This window comes from Variovorax sp. W2I14 (assembly GCF_050435205.1).
Lineage (GTDB): Bacteria > Pseudomonadota > Gammaproteobacteria > Burkholderiales > Burkholderiaceae_C > Variovorax > Variovorax paradoxus_C.
In genome coordinates, this window is sequence record NZ_JBNDJX010000001.1 from 6,476,988 (window position 1) to 6,496,371 (window position 19,384).

General features: G+C 67.9%; 14 protein-coding genes. 3 read left to right on the plus strand and 11 right to left on the minus strand.

Annotated elements, in window-relative coordinates; translation table 11 throughout:
• Positions 1-3 precede the first annotated feature (3 nt).
• From QF040_RS30235 to QF040_RS30245, 3 genes are read right to left on the minus strand one after another with little or no spacing between them, the layout of a single operon-like run.
• Positions 4-1,701: a two-component system sensor histidine kinase NtrB gene (locus tag QF040_RS30235; protein WP_429614014.1), complete on the minus strand. Its 1,698-nt coding sequence runs from the start codon at positions 1,699-1,701 to the stop codon at positions 4-6.
• A 16-nt stretch (positions 1,702-1,717) separates the two neighbouring features.
• The gene (locus QF040_RS30240) at positions 1,718-1,990 is read right to left on the minus strand and encodes a PP0621 family protein (protein ID WP_013539480.1); all 273 of its coding nucleotides are present in this window, start codon (positions 1,988-1,990) and stop codon (positions 1,718-1,720) included.
• The gene (locus QF040_RS30245) at positions 1,987-2,802 is read right to left on the minus strand and encodes a cytochrome C assembly family protein (protein ID WP_206177309.1); all 816 of its coding nucleotides are present in this window, start codon (positions 2,800-2,802) and stop codon (positions 1,987-1,989) included. Before QF040_RS30245 ends, QF040_RS30240 begins: the two co-directional genes overlap by 4 nt.
• 115 nt (positions 2,803-2,917) lie before the next feature.
• Here QF040_RS30245 and ffh point away from each other — a divergent pair, with 115 nt between their 5' ends.
• A complete protein-coding gene (ffh, locus tag QF040_RS30250) occupies positions 2,918-4,306 on the plus strand; it encodes a signal recognition particle protein (RefSeq protein WP_429614015.1) in 1,389 nt (462 codons plus the stop codon).
• A gap of 69 nt (positions 4,307-4,375) precedes the next feature.
• Here ffh and QF040_RS30255 read toward each other — a convergent pair whose 3' ends face one another.
• The 8 genes from QF040_RS30255 to QF040_RS30290 all read right to left on the minus strand — a co-directional run bounded on the left by QF040_RS30255 (position 4,376) and on the right by QF040_RS30290 (position 14,687).
• The gene (locus QF040_RS30255) at positions 4,376-5,515 is read right to left on the minus strand and encodes an AAA family ATPase (RefSeq protein ID WP_429614016.1); all 1,140 of its coding nucleotides are present in this window, start codon (positions 5,513-5,515) and stop codon (positions 4,376-4,378) included.
• Complete coding sequence (locus QF040_RS30260; RefSeq protein WP_429614017.1) at positions 5,512-6,411, minus strand: RNA ligase family protein; 900 nt, start codon at positions 6,409-6,411, stop codon at positions 5,512-5,514. The genes QF040_RS30255 and QF040_RS30260 overlap by 4 nt, the downstream gene beginning before the upstream one ends.
• A gap of 320 nt (positions 6,412-6,731) precedes the next feature.
• Positions 6,732-8,747: a glucans biosynthesis glucosyltransferase MdoH gene (gene mdoH / locus QF040_RS30265; RefSeq protein ID WP_429614018.1), complete on the minus strand. Its 2,016-nt coding sequence runs from the start codon at positions 8,745-8,747 to the stop codon at positions 6,732-6,734.
• A 402-nt stretch (positions 8,748-9,149) separates the two neighbouring features.
• A complete protein-coding gene (locus QF040_RS30270; RefSeq protein ID WP_013539484.1) occupies positions 9,150-10,538 on the minus strand; it encodes a sigma 54-interacting transcriptional regulator in 1,389 nt (462 codons plus the stop codon).
• Positions 10,539-10,596: 58 nt separating this feature from the next.
• The gene (locus tag QF040_RS30275) at positions 10,597-11,265 is read right to left on the minus strand and encodes a hypothetical protein (protein WP_429614019.1); all 669 of its coding nucleotides are present in this window, start codon (positions 11,263-11,265) and stop codon (positions 10,597-10,599) included.
• Between the two features lie 83 nt (positions 11,266-11,348).
• Positions 11,349-12,776 (minus strand): sensor histidine kinase, encoded by a 1,428-nt coding sequence (locus tag QF040_RS30280; RefSeq protein ID WP_429614020.1) that lies wholly within the window; start codon positions 12,774-12,776, stop codon positions 11,349-11,351.
• The gene (gene miaB / locus QF040_RS30285; RefSeq protein WP_429614021.1) at positions 12,776-14,143 is read right to left on the minus strand and encodes a tRNA (N6-isopentenyl adenosine(37)-C2)-methylthiotransferase MiaB; all 1,368 of its coding nucleotides are present in this window, start codon (positions 14,141-14,143) and stop codon (positions 12,776-12,778) included. Before miaB ends, QF040_RS30280 begins: the two co-directional genes overlap by 1 nt.
• Positions 14,144-14,231: 88 nt before the next feature.
• On the minus strand, positions 14,232-14,687 hold the full coding sequence (locus QF040_RS30290; RefSeq protein ID WP_013539488.1) for a hypothetical protein: 456 nt from the start codon (positions 14,685-14,687) through the stop codon (positions 14,232-14,234).
• A gap of 256 nt (positions 14,688-14,943) precedes the next feature.
• On the opposite strand from QF040_RS30290, the gene QF040_RS30295 reads away from it, so the two are divergent.
• A complete protein-coding gene (locus tag QF040_RS30295; RefSeq protein WP_429614717.1) occupies positions 14,944-16,119 on the plus strand; it encodes an efflux RND transporter periplasmic adaptor subunit in 1,176 nt (391 codons plus the stop codon).
• A gap of 61 nt (positions 16,120-16,180) precedes the next feature.
• Positions 16,181-19,348, plus strand: coding sequence for an efflux RND transporter permease subunit (locus QF040_RS30300; protein WP_429614022.1), 3,168 nt, complete (start codon positions 16,181-16,183; stop codon positions 19,346-19,348).
• Positions 19,349-19,384 lie beyond the last annotated feature (36 nt).

Sequence of the window (19,384 nt, forward strand, 5' to 3'; positions counted from 1 at the left end):
GCGCTATTGTGTCAGCCGGTTCTCGCTGGCGGCAAAGCTGACGAAGAATTCGTTGCCTTCGGGGCCGCCCGCCACCAGCGCCCGCCGCTCGTAGCCGATGGTGGCGCCATGGCGCCGGCACAGCTCGCGGCAGAGAAAAAGGCCGAGGCCGCTGGAGCGGCTCTCGGACGAGAAGAAGGGCTCGAACAGGTGGCGCTGCACCGCCGGCTCCAGCGGCGCACCGTCGCTCCACACCTGCAGGGCGGGGCGGTTGGTGCCCGCGCGCTGCAGCGTGGTGATGACCTGGATCGCGCCCTCGCCCTTGCCTGCATAGCGCGATGCGTTGTCCAGCAGGTTCACCAGCAGGCGGCGCAGGTGCTCGGCGTCGAAGCGCACGTCGATGCCGGGCGCGTCGAGCGCGACCAGCACGCCCTTGCGCTGCGTCTGGCGCACCCATTCCTCGGCCAGCGCCTGCACCGCCGGGTCGAGCACCACCTGTTCACCGAGCGAGAGCACGCGCTGCTGGCGCGCGCGCGAGACGTCGAGCACGTCGTCCACGATGCGCGCGAGCCGCTGCGCGTTGTGCTGGACCATGTCGGTGAGCTTGCGGTGCGCGGGGTCGGTGAGGTCTTCGCTGAGCAGCGCGCTGGCCTGCGCGATGGCGGCCAGCGGGTTGCGGATTTCATGCGCCACGGCGGCGGACATACGGCCCATCGCAGCCAGCTTCTCGGTGCGGATGCGGGCCTCGAGTTCGCGCAGGTCTTGCAGGAACATCACGCAGAGGCTGTCGGCGCGCTTGTCGCTGGTCGGCGTGAGACGGGTGCGCACGCGCACCTCGCGCGCCGCGCCGCGGGCTTGTGCGACGGGAATTTCTTCGGACTGCGGCGCCCGCCGCGAGAAGGTCTGGCGCGACAGCGCGGCCAGCGCATGCCAGGCGGGCTGCGCGTGCAGCGCAAACGGCAGCGACAACTTCGCCAGGCCCTGGCCGAGGATCGCGTCGGCCGCCGGGTTCGCCGCGTGCACCATGCCTTCGGCATCGATCACCAGCACTCCTTCGGCCAGCGTCTCGATCACCAGGTCGTTGACCTCCGCCTGCATCTGCGCGCTGCTGCGGTTGCGTTGCGCCACCGCCTCTTCGCGCGCAAGCCGGCGTGCCAGTTCGTGCGCGAGCAGGGCCACCACGAAGAGGCCGGTGCCGGTGAGCGCCGCCTGAACGAAGCGGGCCGAGGAGTCGCCCGGCTGCTGCAGCCAGTGCCATCCCGCATCGGCCAGCAGCAGCAGCGTGACGGTGGCCGTGGTGCCCAGGCTCACGATCATCGTGCCGAGCACCGCGCTCATGAGCACCGGCAGTGCGAACAGCGGCGTGTAGTTGACGTTGCCGCTTTGCAGCACCTGCAGCGCGGTGAAGGTGGCGAGGTCGACGCCGATGGTCAGCAGCCAGAGCGTCGAGAAGCCGCGGATCGGCGGTTCGAAGTGCGCATAGCGCAGCTCCAGCCAGGTGACCACGAGGTAGGCCGCGCAGATCGCGATGGCCACCGCCTGCATCGTCTGCCCGAGCGCGAAGGCCACGCCCTGCAGCACCACCAGCACCAGCGCGACAAAGCAGCGCGCGGCCATGAAGCCGCGCCAGAGCCGCAGCAGCGCGGTGCTTTCGCTGCCGCCCGGTTCGAGCACGTCCCAATCCGTGACCGGATCGCCGCGCGACCAGAGAGGGGTGCTCATGGAGCAGGGGGCGTGTTCAGCCGCGCGCCGCGACCGCGGCCTGGCGGTGGGCGGTGCTGCAATAGACCGCATCGTCGGGGCCTGCGATGGCATCGCTCGCGGGCAGGTGCAGGCCGCAATGTGCGCAGCGCACCATCGCCTGCGGCGCGCCGACCGCCGTCGGCGCAGCCGGGCGTTGCTGCGCCTTGGCCATGCGCTCGCGCTGGGCATCGCGCATTTCTTCGCGCCGGTTCTTGCGCCAGAGCCAGATGGCGATCCAGAGCACGGCGAGGACGAGGAGGTATTTCATACGGGAGGACGCGCCAGCACCACTTCGAGCACGAAGCGGGAACCCACATAGGCCAGCAGTAACAGGGCCGAACCGGCGTACAGCACGCGGCGGGCCGTGCGGCCGCGCCAGCCGAAGCGCGCGCGGCCGATCAGAAGAACCGCGAACGTGACCCAGGCGAGCACCGAGAAGGTCGTCTTGTGGTCCCACTTCCAGGCGCGGCCTGCGGCGCCGTACAACTGCTCGGTGAACAGCAGGCCGGCCAGCAGCGTGGCCGACAGCAGCACGAAGCCCGCGGTCACGAAGCGGAAGGTGAGGCGCTCCAGCGTCAGCAGCGGCACGCCGCCTTCGGGGGGCGCGCCGGTCGTCAGGCGGATCTGCTTTTCGGCGCGCGTGATCAGCCACGCATGGACTACGGCCGCGCCGAAGAGGCCATAGGAGGCGATGCCCAGCGCGAGGTGCAGAGGAAGCCACGGCGAGGCAGTGACGTGCAGCGGCGTGCCGGGGAATAGAATGGCCAGCAGCACCGCCGCTGCACCCAGCCAGGCCAGCGCGCGCCGCACCTTCAATTGGGGATACAGGCGGCTTTCGATCGCATAGACCGTGAGCACCAGCCACGCCGTGACCGACAGCGCGGGGGCAAAGCCGAAGCGCGGCTCGCTCCCGACCAGTCCATGCGCCAGCACGGCCGCATGCAGAAGCCACGCGATTCCAAGGGCCCATTGGGTGGTTTGACGGCTGAGCCGGGCACCTGCGGCAGCGGCAAATCCGTAGGCCGCCGCGGTGGCGATGCCCAGCGCCACGCCGAGTGGGGAGGGGATCGCTAAAATCATCGGCCGGAGTGTACCGGCTGGACCTTGCGTTCCCCGCGCCCGACTTCAAGTTCTCCCCTCGTCTTTCAGACTTTCCATCCGGCCCGCCGCAGCGGGCAGCAAGGCATCCCCGCTCATGGCCACCGCCCTTACAGAAAAGTTCTCCCGCCTCGTCAAGACGATGAGCGGCCAGGCCCGCATCACCGAAAGCAACGTGCAGGACATGCTGCGCGAGGTGCGCATGGCGCTGCTGGAGGCTGACGTGGCGCTGCCCGTGGTGCGCGACTTCGTCGCCCGCGTGAAAGAAAAGGCGCTCGGCCAGGAAGTGCTGGGCTCGCTCAAGCCGGGCCAGGCGCTGGTCGGCATCGTGAACCGCGAGCTCGCGGCGACCATGGGCGAAGGCGTGTCGGACATCAACCTCGCAGCCCAGCCGCCGGCGGTGATCCTCATGGCGGGCCTGCAGGGCGCCGGCAAGACCACCACCACCGCCAAGCTGGCCAAGCACCTGATCGAGAAGCGCAAGAAGAAGGTGCTCACGGTCTCGGGCGACGTGTACCGACCGGCCGCCATCGAGCAGCTCAAGACCGTCACCAGGCAGGCCGGCGCCGAATGGTTCCCCAGCACGCCCGACCAGAAGCCGTTGGACATCGCGCGCGCCGCGCTCGATCACGCCAAGCGCCACTACTTCGACGTGCTGCTGGTCGACACCGCCGGCCGCCTCGCGATCGACGAAGTGCTGATGACCGAAATCAAGCAGCTGCATGCAGCGCTCGATCCGGTCGAGACGCTGTTCGTGGTCGATGCCATGCAGGGCCAGGACGCGATCAACACCGCCAAGGCCTTCAAGGAGGCGCTGCCCCTCACCGGCATCATCCTGACCAAGACCGACGGCGATTCGCGCGGCGGTGCCGCGCTGTCGGTGCGCCAGGTCACGGGCGTGCCGATCAAGTTCGCCGGCACGAGCGAGAAGATCGACGGCCTGGAGGTGTTCGACGCCGAGCGCCACGCGGGCCGCATCCTGGGCATGGGCGACATCGTCGCGCTGGTCGAGCAGGTCACCGCTGGCGTCGACGTCGCGGCGGCGCAGAAACTCGCGGCCAAGGTCAAGAGCGGCGCGGGCTTCGACCTGAACGACTTCCTCGGCCAGCTGCAGCAGATGAAGCAGATGGGCGGGCTCTCCAGCCTGATGGACAAGCTGCCCACGCAGATGGCCGCCAAGGCGACCGAGGCCGACATGACGCGCGCCGAGCGCGACATCCGCCGCAAGGAAGGGATCATCCAGAGCATGACCCCGCTGGAGCGCCGCAAGCCCGAGCTGCTGAAGGCTACGCGCAAGCGCCGCATCGCGGCCGGCGCCGGCGTGCAGGTTCAGGAAGTGAACCGGCTGCTCAACGAGTTCGAGCAGATGCAGGGAATGATGAAGAAGATGAAGGGCGGCGGCCTCATGAAGATGATGAAGAAGATGGGCGGCATGAAGGGCATGGGCGGCATGGGTGGGCCTGGCGGTCCGAAGCTGCCGTTCTGAGCTGCATACATATATAGAGAGACAGAAGCAGAAGCCCGCCGTGGGATGCCCCGGCGGGCTTCTACGTTTTCAGGTCTGCACGTCGTAGACCGTCTCGTGCGCCTCGATCGGTGCGGGCAGCTCCCAGCGGTGCAGCATCCGCTCGATGCCCGCGTTCGAAAGCGTCGTGTCGCGCTCGCGGTTGCGGCGCATCAGTTCCGGGTGCGGCACTTCCAGGTACACCAGCTCGATCTGCGCGTGGTACGCCCAGAGCAGGTCCAGCGTCTTGGTGCGCATCTGCTGGCTCAGGTGCGTGGCGTTCCAGACGAAACGCTCCTGCCTGCGCAGCAGCGCCTTCGCCTGGTCGACCGCGTGGTGCGCGGCCATGCCATCGTTCTCGCCGTGCCTGAGCCCCAGCTCGGCGCGCGCATCGTCGAAGGACACGACCGGCCAGCCCTTGCGGTGCTGCGCCACCCAGTGGTTCTTGCCGCTCGCGGGCAGGCCGCACATCACCGTGACCTGCGCGCCCGGCTGCTGGAACAGCGGGTAGTCGGGGCTGGTGTCGGCGCCTCGGAAATAGGCCAGGCGCGTGTGCGCATCGGCCATATTCCGCGGGCCATTCCAGCAGCCTTCTTCCTGCGCGAGCTGTTCGAAGAGCGCGATGTCGGCGAGGCTGTCGGCGCGCTTTTCGTAGTGGCGCCCAAGCATGTCGCAACGCGCCACGCAGCACAGATCGGGCAGGCTCAGCTCCCACGAGAGCCGGTGAGCCAGCCACTCGGGCCGCTCGCCCTTGCGCGAGGCAAAGGCGTGGAACGGCACCTGGTGCACGGCAATGATCCGGCAGACCGCCTCGCGCAATGCGAAGGGCACGCGGGCCTTCCACATCAGCACGCGCACGTCGACCGATCCGCGGCGCGAATGGCCGGGCTGGCCGATGCGGCCGCTGGCCTCGTCGATCACCGTGGTGTCGGGCTTGGCGATGTCGTGCAGCAGACAGGCCATGAAGAGCACGAAGCGGCCGTCGGCATCGGCGCGCTGGTAGTGCGCGTCGGCCAGGAGCGCGTCGAGCACCATGCGCGTGTGGATGCCGACGTTGCCTTCGGCGTGGTAGTACGGGTCCTGCGGTGTTTCCTCCAGGCGCAGCAGGGCCGGCAGCAGGTCGCAGCATCGGGCCCAGTCGTAGCTTTGTGCGGGCGCGGGGACCAGCGCGCGCAGATCGTCGCAGGTCATCGCGGCCTCCCTTTGGTTGTTAGTGCGGCGGCGTCGCGCAAGGTCGTCAGGCCCAGGTCTTCCCAGCGCACGGGCGGCGTCGGCGCGTAGAGGTCCACACCTGGCGCGAGCTGGTTGGGCAGCACCGGCCGGCGGCTGTGGTGCGAGCCCGAGTCGAGGATCGTCTGCACGAAGTCCGGCCGCACCCACTTGTAGCGGCCGGTTACCTGGCCGTTCGATTCGGTCTTGAGGTACAGGCCTTCGGCGAGGTCCGACAGGTCGGTTTGCTGCCGCACGAGATCGAGCGGCTGGTTCTCCTGTGCCACGGCCTGCTCGAAGGCCGGCTTCCAGTCGGCACTGCGTGCCAGCGAAGGCCGCACCAGCGTGCGCAGTGCCTTCGCGCTGTACGGCATCTCGCCCTCGTACAGCACGGGCACCGACATCACCGGGCCGACGGCCAGCAGCGCATGCCGGGCCGGCGTCGAGAGAAAGCACGCCGCCTGCCGGTCGTACAGATCGAACTCCAGGAAGAACGCGGGCAGCCGGTCGTACCAGCAACTGTGCTTGGCGAAGCACCATTCGCCGTACATCACGTAGCGGTCTTCGAGCCGCTCGAGCAGCATCGCCTCATGCGCCGCGGCCCAGTGCTTGAACAGGTTGAACTGCCGCTCGCCCGCGCCGCCGGCCAGGTAATGGCCGCGCGATTGCAGCAGCAATTCGCCCGCCGAAGTGAAGGACACGGCGGCATTCGCGCCATCGAGTTTTTCCTCGATGACCACATGCTGGCCGCGCAGCGCGGACAACGGCGTCTGGCCGTCGTCGGTATCGCCGGCCTGCAGCCGAGAGCCTTCCAGGTGCGCCGTACGCGGGTACTTGAGCAGCGGGATCGATGAAAGGGAAGAAGAGAGAGAAAACACGTTGTTCTCCAGATGGAAATCAGGAAGAACCGACAACGTGCGGGAGCGAAGCTGGAAGAGAAAGTCGACTTCGATGGCCGAAGAGGCCGTGTCTGGTCAGCGGGGTACGCAGCTAGGCGCCCGACATGACCAGCAATGAAGTGGTGTTGTCGGCGTCAGAGAGTGATGACGGCGAATCGGGGCACTTGGCGCTCCAGGGGATCGAACGATCCGTGGGTTGAAGGAAAAAAGAGTGGGCGATTCTAGCCACGCGCCATGAAAAAAGCCGACCCTCGGGCCGGCTTTTCGTGGGCGCTGTGTCTTCAGCGCATCAGCGGAGCTCAGGCCGCAGCCAGAGCCGCGGGGCGTGCCAGGCGCAACGCATGCATCCACGCACGGCGCAGCACGGCCGGCGAGCGCGATTCCTCGGGAATCAGCAGGAAGCCGCGGTCGCGCAGCGTGGTGCCCAGCGCGATCTGGCTGGTCAGCACGGTCAGCGGAATCGCCAGCAGCAGCGGCAGGCCGACAGGCATGAGCCAGATCAGCGCGCTCGGGTCGATCATCGCGACGCCGACGGCCAGCATGCCGATCACCAGGGTCATCGGGGCCAGCTGCGTGGCAGCGATCTTCCACGGCACGGCGGCGGCTTCACGCGGGGGCGACTTCCAGTCGAGCTTGATGCCGGTGAGGGCGACCAGCACGAACAGCGAGTGGGCGAGCATGCGGACCGGTGCCTGCACGATGGCCAGGGCGCTTTCCAGCACCGAGCTCTTCACGAGACCCCAGGTGCCGCCGTATTGGCGTTGCTCGCCGCGCATCAGCACGGCGGCGATGCCCAGCACGCGCGGCAGGAACAACAGGCACAGGGTCCAGATCCAGAGGCCGGCCAGTTCGGCGGGCAGCACGCTCCAGCTCGAGACGAGGCTGGAACCGCTGAGCCACAGGGCCGTGCCCAGCGTCAGGAACGCGAGCCACAGCGGCGCGGACGCATAGGCCATGGTGCCGGTCACGAACATGGCGCGGTGCACCGGGTGGATGCCGGGCTCGGCCATCAGGCGGGCGTTCTGCAGGTTGCCCTGGCACCAGCGGCGATCGCGCTGCAGTTCGGCCAGGAGGTCCGGCGGTTGCTGCTCGTAGCTGCCGACCAGGTCGGACACCAGCCACACGTTGTAGCCGGCGCGGCGCATCAGCGCGGCTTCGACGAAGTCGTGCGACATGATGCCGCCCGACATGCCGCCGGTGCCCTTGATCGGGGCCAGCGCGCAATGCTTCATGAAAGGCTCGACGCGGATGATCGCGTTGTGGCCCCAGTAGTGCGATTCGCCCAGTTGCCAGAACTGCATGCCCAGCGTGAACAGGCGGCCCGTCACGCGGGAAGCGAATTGCTGTGCGCGGGCGTGCAGCGTGACGTGGCCGATGGCCTGCGTCGCGGTCTGGATGATGCCGGCGGTGGGGTTGGCTTCCATCAGCTTGACCATCGAGGTCAGGCAATCGCCGCTCATCACCGAGTCGGCGTCGAGCACGACCATGTAGCGGTAGTCCTTGCCCCAGCGGCGGCAAAAGTCGGCCACGTTGCCGGCCTTGCGGTGCGTGCGGCGGGTGCGCAGGCGGTAATACACCTCGACCTGCGGCTGGTTCGGACTGTCGGCCAGGGCGGCGCGCAGGTCTTCCCAGGCGGCGCGCTCGGCGGCGGCGGTCTCGGGGTTGTAGCTGTCGGACAGCACGAACACGTCGAACTGCTTGGCATGGCCGGTGGAGGCGACCGATTCGCAGGTGGCGCGAAGGCCGGCGAACACCGTGGCAACGTCTTCGTTGCAGATCGGCATGATGATCGCGGTGCGTGCCTCGGGGTTCATTGGGTGGTTGGCGACCTGCTTGGCCGACAGCGCGTGCTTGTCACCGCGCACCGAGACGTAGAAGCCCATGAGGGCGGTCACGAAGCCGGTCACGACCCAGCCCGAGAGCAGGCCGTACAGGCCGATCTGGCCGTATTCGAGCCAGACGTTGTTGTAGTCGGGTTGCACGCCGGCAAAAAGCGTCGAGGCGATCACGGTGCTGAGCACGGTGAGCAGCATGAACGCGTTGCGGCGGCGGGCCGCGGCGCGTTGCCACGGCTGCTTGACCTGGCGGGCCGATTCGGCGCTTTCGTCTTCGGCCGCACGGCCGGCGCCGAGCTTGACCAGCAAGGCGGTGCCGATGCTGTTCCAGAAACCGCGCCAGGGGCGGGGCGTCATCGAACCGCGGTTGACGGGCGGTGCGGTGACCGAATTGGGGTGGCGCTCTTCGCGGACCGGGCTGCGGTGCGAAAAGTCGGCTTCGGTCAGCACGTTCAGTTGGGAGAAGTCAGTGGGCTTCATGTGATTTACCAACGTTGCTTGTCGAGGGAAGGGGTGTCGCCAATGGCCGGAAAGCGCTTGATGACGCAATCGGGTTCGGCGCCGCCTGCGCTGGCGAGCGCTGCGGACGAATGACCCGCGGCACGGGGCCGCGAGAGGGAAAACTGCTTTTGACGCAGGCCGTCGCGCTGCGGGCGCAGTGCGAAAGATGGGCTGGTAAGTGCTGTCATGCCAGTACAGGGGCAAACCCTGTGCCAGCCTGGAAAAACGCTTTCAGATCAACGACTTGGAGCGATCTGAGTACAGATTTCGGTGGGGAGGCCCGCCACAGGCCCTCCAAACCCCTGTTTTTGTCGCCGAATCCCGACAAGCCTTGGCGGCCGGTGGGAGATGCCCTTTGAAATCAACGACTTAGGGGCGTCGCTACTCGGCGACAGGGTCCGAGCCCGGAGCGACAGCGTCGGCCTTGAAGTGCCCCGGCGTGAGCTCGTGCTTCTGCAGCAGGCGGTAGAACTCGGTGCGGTTTCGGTCGGCCAGGCGGGCCGCGTCGGCCACGTTGCCGTCGGTCAGCTTGAGCAGGCCGACGAGGTAATCGCGCTCGAAACGCTGCTTGGCTTCGGCATAGGTCTGGACCTCGACCGTCGGCACCCGCAGCGCGCGTTGCACCAGCGCCAGCGGGATCAGCGGCGAGCTCGACAGCGCACACACCTGCTCGACCACGTTGAACAACTGCCGCACGTTGCCCGGCCAGGCCGCGGTGGTCAGCGCCTTCAGCGCCTCGGGCGCGAAGCCGGAAAGCCGCTTGCCGTATTTGGTCGAGAGCCGCTGCAGGAAGTGATTGGCCAGGAGCGGAATGTCCTCGCGCCGCGCCGACAGCGGCGGCAGCGTGAGCGTCACCACGTTCAGGCGGTAATACAGGTCTTCGCGGAACTGGCCGGCTTCCATCGCGGCGTCCAGGTCGCGGTGGGTGGCCGAGACGATGCGCACATCGACCTCGATCGACTGGCTCGCGCCCAGCGGCCGCACCGCGCGCTCCTGCAGCACGCGCAGCAGCTTGACCTGCAGTGCGGGCGGCATGTCCCCGATTTCGTCGAGCAGCAGCGTGCCGCCGTCGGCCTGCTGGAACAGGCCCTTGTGGTTCGCGTGGGCGTCGGTGAAGGCGCCCTTCATGTGGCCGAACAGCTCCGATTCGAGCAGCGCTTCGGGAATCGCGCCGCAATTGACGGCCACGAAGGGCTTGTCGGCGCGCGCGCTGGCCTTGTGAATGGCGCGCGCCAGCAGTTCCTTGCCGGCGCCCGAGTCGCCGCGCAGCAGCACCGAGGCGTCCGACTTGGCGACCATGCGCGCTTCGGCCAGCAGTTCGGCCATGCGGTTGCTGCGGCTCACGATTTCGGCGCGCCAGCTTTCGTCGCCACTTTTGGCCGGCGTGCTGGCGGGAGCGCCGAGCGCCAGCGCCTGGCCGATCTTGTCGAGCAGCTCGCGCGCGTCGTAGGGCTTGGTGAGGTAGGTGAACACGCCGCGCGCGGTGGCCTCGACCGCGTCGGGAATCGTGCCGTGCGCGGTGAGCAGGATCACGGGCAGCGAGGGATGGCGCTTGCGGATCTCGTCGAAGAGCGCGAGGCCGTCGCGGCCCGGCAGGCGCACGTCGCTCAATACCAGTTGCGGATGTTCGATCTCGAGTTGGGTGAGCGCGGTTTCAGCCGACGTCACGGCCGTGACCTGGTAGCCCGCCGACACCAGCCGCATCGAGATCAGACGCAGCATGTCCGGGTCGTCGTCGACCACGAGGAGGCGGGCGCCAGTAGTGCTCATCAGGAAACCTCCGTGCGGCGCACTGCGGTGCGAGTAACTGCTGGCGGCCGTGCGGTACTCATTGATTCGGTTTGTTTCCGTTGGTCGCCGGCGCCGGTACTGCTGCCGGGGCCGGCGTGGCGGCGGGCCGCGCGAAGCTGCGTTCGATGGCGCGCAGCGCTTCGATCCGGTCGTTGAGCTGGTCGATGCGGCGCTGGCTCTCGCGCAACTGCTGCACCTGCTTGTCGCGGTCGTCCTCGACGCGGCGCTGTTCCACATAGCGGGCGGCCAGCGCGCGCGCGAGCGGGTGCAGGGGCTGCGCCTCGGGCGACGGGTTGGCGATCACGCGCTGCAGCAGGCCGAGCGCGCGCGCCAGGTCGGCCGGCACGCGGGTCTGCGACAGCAATATCGCCAACTGCATCTGCGTGGCCGGCGAATCGCCGGGGTCGCCGATGCGGGCAATTTCGGCGCTGAGTTCGTTCCCGCCGAGCGGGCGCACCTTGTCGGCATACGACAGCATGGCCGCCAGCGGTCCCTGGGTCATCAGCGTGAAGAGCGAGGCCGGCTGCGTGGCGGGCGCGCGGGGCTCGGCCTCGACAGGCATCACGCGCGGCACGACGGCGGGCGGAGGCAGTGCATCAGCCTCGGCGGGCGGCTTGGGCTGCGTGGCGCAGGCGGCCAGCAACAGGGCGAAGGGCATGGCCAACGCCGCTGCGAGGGTGGAACTGCGGACGAACGAAAAAGACATGGGTCGAAAAAGGGACGAAGGGGCGCGAAGCGGTGATTCAGAAGAAAGAAGAAGCTGGGGCGTGCCGGCAAGGAGATCGGGCGTCAGGCCGTGCGCGGCAACTCGATGCGAAAACGTGCACCGGGCCCGCCAGGCTGCAGCGTGATGCGGCCCCCGTGGGCTGCAATGTACTCCTGCACGATGGAAAGTCCGATGCCGGTGCCTTTCACCGTGTGTTCGGGTTGGCGTTCGCCGCGGAAGAAGGGTTCGAAGATCCGGTCGCGATCGCCCTCGGCGATGCCCGGCCCCGCGTCGTTCACGTCGATATAGACGGCCTCGGGCGTGCCCGACACCGCGAGCGTGATGACACCACCCGTTACCGAAAAGCGGATCGCATTCGACAGCAGGTTGGCGATTGCCGTGCCCAGCTTGGTCCGGTCGACCGTGATCGAGATCGGCTCGCCCTCGGCGCGCACGCGCAAACCATGCGACTGCCATTGCAGCCGCTGGGCCTCGATCTGCTCCTCGATGAGCGGCAGCAGCTCGGTGCGCTCGCGGCGCAATTCGCGCGCCTCGAAGGCAGCGGCATTGAAGCGCAGCAGTGCCTCGATCTGGCCCTGCAGCGACACGGTGTTCTGGTTCAGGATCTGCGCGACTTCGAGCTGCGCCGGATTCAGCGGGCCCGTCACGCCGTCTTCCAGCAGCGAGACGCCTTCGCGCAGCGCGGCCAGCGGCGTCTTGAGTTCGTGCGACACATGGCGCAGGAACCGCGCCTTGTCGGCGTCAAGTTCGGTGAGGCGCAGCCGCAGCCATTCGAGTTGCTGCGACACGCGCCGCACGTCGGCCGGGCCGCGGATGTCGATGGGTTCGTCCAGCCGGTTCTGGCCGAGGCCGACGATCGCATGCTCCATGCGCTTGAACGGGCGCGCGAGCCAGATGCCGAAAGCCAGCGCCAGCACCACCGCCAGCACGCTCGCGGCCACCACTTCGCGCATCAGTCGGCGGCGCGCGTTCTCGATGCGCTTGGCGAGCGCGTCGTTCTGCATCTCGATGAGGAACTGGGCCTGCTGCGCGAGGCTGGTGTTGAGCGTGTCGAGCTCGCGGAACTGCATGGCCATCGTGCTTTCGCGGGCGAGGGCGCTGTCGGCGCTGCCGCTCATCAGGCCTTCGATCACAGCCAGCTGCACGCGCCACGGCTCGATGCTTGCGGGCAGCAGGCCGTTCTTCTCCAAGCGTTCGAGCACCTGGTGCGATTCGCGCGCCGCTTCGTCGAAGCGGCGGCGCAGCACCGCGTCGTTGAGAACCAGCGACTGGCGCCCGGCGCGTTCCATGGCCGCGCTGCGTTCGGCCAGCGACTGGGCCGCGCCCGAAAGCCGCAGCGCGCGGGCGGCGGCATCGCGGCTCTGGGTCATGAGCGCGTCGTACTGGAACACCGAGCGCAGCGCCACGCCCACCAGCAACGCGGTGATCAGCAAGAAGGCAAAGAGCAGGAGCTGCTGGAACGAGCCCCGTATCGACGGCCGCTTCGCCATCAGTGGGCGAGCGCCACTGCGGGCTGTTGCAGCGCCGGCGACGATTCGCGCGTCACCACTTCGCCGCGCAGCGTGTAGGCCAGCGAGCGCGTGATGCGCAGGTCGGTCATCTGGCCGACCAGGCGTGCGTCGCCCTCGAAGTTGACGACGCGGTTGCAGGCGGTGCGGCCCATCAGTTCGTTCGCATCCTTGCGGGACGCGCCCTCGACCAGCACGAGCTGCGTGCTGCCCACCAGCGCATCGCCGAAGCGGCGCACGTTGCCGTCGATCACGCGCTGCAGCGTCTGCAGGCGCGCGAGCTTCACCTCGTGCGGCGTGTCGTCATGCAGCGCGGCGGCCGGCGTGCCGGGACGCGGGCTGAAGATGAAGCTGAAGCTGTTGTCGAACTGGCAGTCGTCGATGAGCTTCATCATCCTGGCGAAGTCTTCGTCGGTCTCGCCGGGGAAGCCGACGATGAAGTCGCTGGAGAGGGCCAGGTCGGGGCGGATGGCGCGGAGCTTGCGCACCGTGCTCTTGTATTCCATGGCGGTGTAGCCGCGCTTCATGGCCATGAGGATGCGGTCGCTGCCGTGCTGCACCGGCAGGTGCAGGTGGCTCACGAGCTGAGGCACCTTGGCATACGCCTCGATAAGCCGCGGCGTGAACTCGTTCGGGTGGCTGGTCGTGTAGCGGATGCGCTCGATGCCGGGAATTTCGGCGACGTACTCGATGAGCAGCGCGAAGTCGGCGATTTCGGCGGTGTCGCCCATCTTGCCGCGGTAGGCGTTCACGTTCTGGCCCAGCAGCGTGATCTCGCGCACGCCCTGGTCGGCGAGGCCGGCGATTTCGACCAGCACGTCGTCCAGCGGCCGGTTCACTTCCTCGCCGCGGGTGTAGGGCACCACGCAGTAGCTGCAGTACTTGGAGCAGCCTTCCATGATCGACACGAAGGCGGTCGCGCCCTCGACGCGCGCGGGCGGCAGGTGGTCGAACTTCTCGATCTCGGGAAAGCTGATGTCCACCTGCGGGCGGTCCAGGCGCTCGCGGTCGTTGAGCATCTCGGGCAGGCGGTGCAGCGTCTGCGGGCCGAACACGATGTCGACGTACGGGGCGCGCGCGATGATGGCCGCACCTTCCTGGCTCGCCACGCAGCCGCCCACGCCGATCTTCACGCCCTTGGCCTTCAGGTGCTTCACGCGGCCGAGATCGGAGAACACCTTCTCCTGCGCCTTCTCGCGCACCGAGCAGGTGTTGAACAGGATGAGGTCGGCCTCGTCCACGTTCTGCGTCGGCTCGTAGCCCTGCGCGGCGTTCAGCACGTCGGCCATCTTGTCCGAGTCGTACTCGTTCATCTGGCAGCCGAAGGTCTTGATGAATACTTTTTTCATGGAGTGCTCTCTATGCCCTCCGGGGACGGAAGGCGCGGCGGGCGCGGAAGGCCTGCGCCGCCTCTTTCTGTATGTCTGTCCGCAGCGGTTACTGCGTATTGAGGGTGTCGTTCGTGGTGAACGGCCAGATGTTCAGCAGCGGCCTGTTCAGCGATTCGCGGCTGGCCACGGCTTCTTCTGGCGTGAGGATCCAGATTTCGCGCAGCAGCCCGGCGGCATCGCGCGTGTAGTTCACCAGGTACTTCTGGCCAATGATCGCGCCGGGCATCACCAGCATGTTCTGCGGGTTGCGGATGCGGGCGCCGGCGCCGAGGCGGTCGGCGTTGCCGTCGAGTTCGACGTCGGGCGCGTTGGTCACCATGAACTTGCCGCGCAGCGTGCCGATGGGGAAGTTGCGCCCGCCGTTCAGCGATTCGTTCTGGGTCTGCGGACGGGGAATTTCGTCCTGTGCGCTGGCTTGCAGGGAGAAAAGTCCGGCGCTGGCAGCGAGGGCGCACAGCGCGGTCAAAGTGAGGGCATTGGTGGTTTTCTTGCAGCGGTTCATGGGGTATATCCAGAGGCTGTGGAGCGGGCGATTTTAGCGAGGGGTTCGGCCCCTTCGCGCCGGCCACAGCAGGTTGAGCGCGGGCTTGTCGGTTGACCTGCTTTACATTTCTTTACGGGAACCATGAACGCCGTGAGTCGGGCGCTGATTCAATAGCCAGTGTCAGCCCAAAGTGCACAAGAACCCCATGAAGAAAAATGCTGCCATCGCCCTTGCGGGTGTGTTGATCGTAGCCGTCGCCGGCGGGTGGTGGAGCATGTCCGGGGGCAAGGCCGGGGCAAAGAATGCGAACACGGCGGCAGCCCCGGGGAATGGCGCCGCATCCGGTGGCGCCGCCCCTGCCCTGGTGACCCTGGCCACCGCCGAAAAGCAGGACGTGCCGGTCACGGTGCAGGTCAACGGCAGCGTGGTGTCCCTCAACAGCGTCGACCTGCGCCCGCAGGTCACCAACACCGTCAGCGCCGTGCATGTGAAGGAAGGCCAGTTCGTGAAAGCGGGCCAGCTGCTCTTCTCGCTGGACGACCGCAACGACCAGGCCAATCTGGCCCGTGCCCGCGCCCAGCAGCAAAAAGACGAGGCCACCATGGCCGACCTCGAGCGCCAGTACAAGCGCAGCCAGGACCTCGTCGCCCAGAACTTCATCGCCAAGAGCGCGGCCGACGCCACGCTCTCCCAGCTCGAGGCGCAGCGTGCCGCCGTGGCGGCCGACCGCGCCGCCGTGCAGTCGGCGCAGGTGGCGCTGGGCTATGCCACGCTGCGCGCGCCGATCGCCGGGCGCATCGGCGCCGTCAACATCTACCCGGGCACGCTGGTGCAGCCGACGCTGTCGCTGGTCACCGTCACCCAGCTCGATCCGATCGCAGTGAGCTTCCCGGTGCCCGAGGGCAACCTGCAGGACCTGCTGGAAGCCGCGCGCAGCCGGGCGCCGGTCGAGGCGCTCGTCGCCGGGCGCAAGACCCCGCTCATCGGCTCGCTCGATTTCGTCGACAACACGGTCGATCCGCAGATCGGCACCGTGCGCGCGAAGGCCGTGTTCGCCAACGCCGACCAGGGCCTCTGGCCGGGCCAGTTCGTCGGCACGCGCATCACGGTGCGAACGCTCGCCGGCGCCACGGTGGTCCCGGCCGCCGCTCTGATGATGCTGTCCGACGGCACCTCGCTCTACGTGGTCGACCAGGCCAAGACCGCCACCCGCCGCAAGGTGAAGGCGCTGCACACCTTCGGCACCAAGGTGGCCGTGAGCGGCATCGAGCCGGGCGAGCAGGTGGTGATCGAGGGCAGCCAGAACGTGCGTCCGGGCGGCAAGGTGCGGGTCGATGCAAAGGCTGGCGGGCCGGGCGCCGCGCCCAACGGCACCACGGGCGTGACGCCGGGTAGCGCGGCGTCATCCGAAGGCACCGGCACCAAGCCGCCGCAGCGAGAACGCGCATGAGCGCCGCGCCGGGCCGCCCCAAGCAAGCTCGCACCGCAGCGCGAAGCGCGGAGGTCTTCCGATGAACATCTCGGAGCTCTGCATCCGTCGTCCTGCGATGACGGTGCTGTTGTCTGCCGCGGTGGTGGTGGTCGGCATCTTTGCGTACTTCAGCATCCCGGTGGCGGCGCTGCCCAGCTACAACACGCCGGTCATCAACGTCAACGCGCAGTTGCCGGGCGCCAGTCCGGACACCATGGCGAGCTCGGTTGCGCTGCCGCTCGAAAAGCAGTTCTCGACCATCCCGGGCCTGCAGACCATCAGTTCGGTCAACACGCAGGGCGTGACCTCGCTCACGCTCGAATTCGTCAGCAGCCGCGACATCGACGCCGCCGCCGTCGACGTGCAGGCCGCCCTGCTGCGCGCCCAGCGCCAGTTGCCTCAGGAGCTGACGCAGCTCCCCTCCTACCGCAAGGTGAACCCGGCCGATGCGCCGGTGCTCTTCATCGCGCTGATCTCGCCGTCGATGAATCCGGCCGAGCTCAACGACTACGCCGAGAACCTGATCTCCCCCACGCTCTCGACCATCGACGGCGTGGCGCAGGTGGGCGTCTACGGCCGCAAGGCGTTTGCCGTGCGCATCAAGGCCAATGCCGACCTGCTCAACGCCCGCAACATCACGCTCGACGAGCTGGCCAAGGCGGTGAATTCGGCCAACGCCAACACGCCGGTCGGCACGCTCGACGGTCCGCGCCAGACGCTCACCATCCAGGCCAACCGCCAACTCGTGAAGGCGGCCGATTTCGCCAAGCTCATCGTCGGCCAGCGCAACGGCGCGCCGGTGCGGCTGGACGAAGTGGCCACCATCGAAGACAGCTTCGAATCGGTGAAAACCGCCAGCAGCTTCAACGGCCAGGACTCCATATCGCTGGCCGTGCAGCGCCAGCCCAATGCCAACACCGTGCAGGTGGTGGACGCGGTGCGCGCGCTCATTCCGCGCTTCAAGGCCGAGCTGCCGCAGTCGGTCGAGATCCAGATGGTGAACGACCGCTCGCTCTCCATCCGCGAAGCGGTGCACGACGTGCAGCTCACGCTGTTGGGCACCATCGCGCTGGTGGTGCTGGTGATCTTCCTGTTCCTGCACCGGCTGGTGGCCACGCTGATTCCGGCGGCCACGATTCCGATTTCGCTGATCGGCGCGGTGGCGCTGCTCTACGCCTTCGGCTATAGCCTCGACAACGTCTCGCTGCTGGGCATCACGCTGGCCGTGGGGCTGGTGGTGGACGACGCCATCGTGGTGCTCGAAAACATCATGCGCTACGTCGAAAAGGGCATGGAGCCCTTCGCGGCGGCGCTGCGCGGCGCGCGCGAGGTGGGCTTCACCATCGTGTCGATTTCGATCTCGCTGGTGGCGGTGTTCATCCCGATCTTCTTCATGCCGGGCGTGATCGGCCTTCTGTTCCACGAGTTCGCGGTGGTGGTGGCGCTGGCGGTGCTGGTGTCGGCCATCGTGTCGCTCACGCTGGTGCCGATGCTCGCGAGCCGGCTGCTCAAGCAGGTGCCGCGCAAGGAGGGCGCGCTCGACCATGAGGAGGAGCACCCCGAGCCCGGCACCGCCATCGGCCGCGCCTTCGAGCGCGGCTACCGCGCGGTGCACGGCGCCTACATGCGCACGCTCGACTGGACGCTCGTTCACCGCTGGGTGATGCTGGTGGCCGCGGGCCTTACCTTCGTCATCACCGCCTGGCTCTTCATCACCATTCCCAAGGGCTTCTTCCCCGAGGAAGACATCGGCCAGATCCAGATCACCACCGAGGCGGCCGAAGACATTTCCTTCACCGCCATGAAGGCGCTTCAAGACCGCGTGGCCGCCTCGCTCAAGGACGATCCGAGCGTGGCCTACGTGAGCTCCTTCGTCGGCGTCGGCGGCCCGACCGCCACGCAGAACTCGGGGCGCCTTTTTGCCGTGCTCAAGCCGCGCAGCGAGCGCCCGAAGATGGCCAAGGTGCTCGAGTCGCTGCGCCAGCGCTTCCGCGAGATTCCCGGCATCGCCGTCTACATGCAGCCGGTGCAGAACCTGCGCCTGGGCGGCCGCCAGAGCAAGGCGCGTTTCCAGTACACGCTGCAGAGCGTGAACGCCGGCGAAATGGTGCCCTGGGCCACGAAGCTCATGGAGCGCATGCGCGCCGACCCGGCCTTCCGCGACGTGACCAGCGATTCGCAGAACCGGGGCCTCCAGGCCACGCTGGAGATCGACCGCGACAAGGCCGGCGTACTCGGCGTGGCGGTCGGCGATTTGCGCACCGCGCTCTACAACGCCTACGGCGACCGGCAGATCGGCAGCATCTACGCCGCGAGCAACACCTACCAGGTGATCCTCTCGGCCGCCGACAGCGACCGCCAGTTCGAGGACGACGTCTCGCGCCTGTCGGTGCGCAGCACCACGGGCAGGCTGGTGCCGCTGTCGGCCTTCTCGACCATCAACCGCACCGTGGGCCCGACCTCGGTCAACCATCAGGGCCAGCTGCAGGCGGTGACGGTGTCGTTCAACCTCGCGCCCGACGTGCCGCTGGGCAACGCCACCGCCAAGATCGACCAGTTCAAGAGCGAGCTGAACATGCCGCAGTCGATCATCACCACCTACGGCGGCGATGCGGCGGTGTTCCAGAGTTCGCAATCGAGCCAGGCGGTGCTGCTGGTGCTGGCGGTGCTGGTCATCTATGTGCTGTTGGGCGTGCTGTACGAGAGCTACATCCACCCGCTGACGATTCTTGCGGGGCTGCCGTCGGCGGCCGTGGGCGCGCTGCTGTCATTGAAGATCTTCGGCTTCGACCTCACGCTGATCGCGACCATCGGCATCCTGCTTCTGATCGGCATCGTGAAGAAGAACGCGATCATGATGATCGACTTCGCCCTCGACGCGCAGCGCACCGAGGGCATGAAGCCGGTCGACGCGATCCGCGAAGCCTGCCGGCTGCGCTTTCGCCCGATTCTCATGACCACGCTGGCCGCGCTGATGGGCGCGCTGCCGCTCGCACTGGGCCTGGGCGCCGGCGCCGAACTGCGCCAGCCGCTGGGCGTGGCGGTGGTGGGCGGGCTGATCTTCTCGCAGGTGATCACGCTCTACATCACGCCCGCGATCTACCTCGCGCTCGACCGTTACAGCGGCACCGGGCCGATGGTCGAGCTGCCGGGCGAGGCGAAGAAGGCTGAAGCGGGCGTGGCCGGAGATACGGCGGCGCACGCCTGAACCGCAGCGTTCGTTCTCAAGGCCACTCTTGCGTTC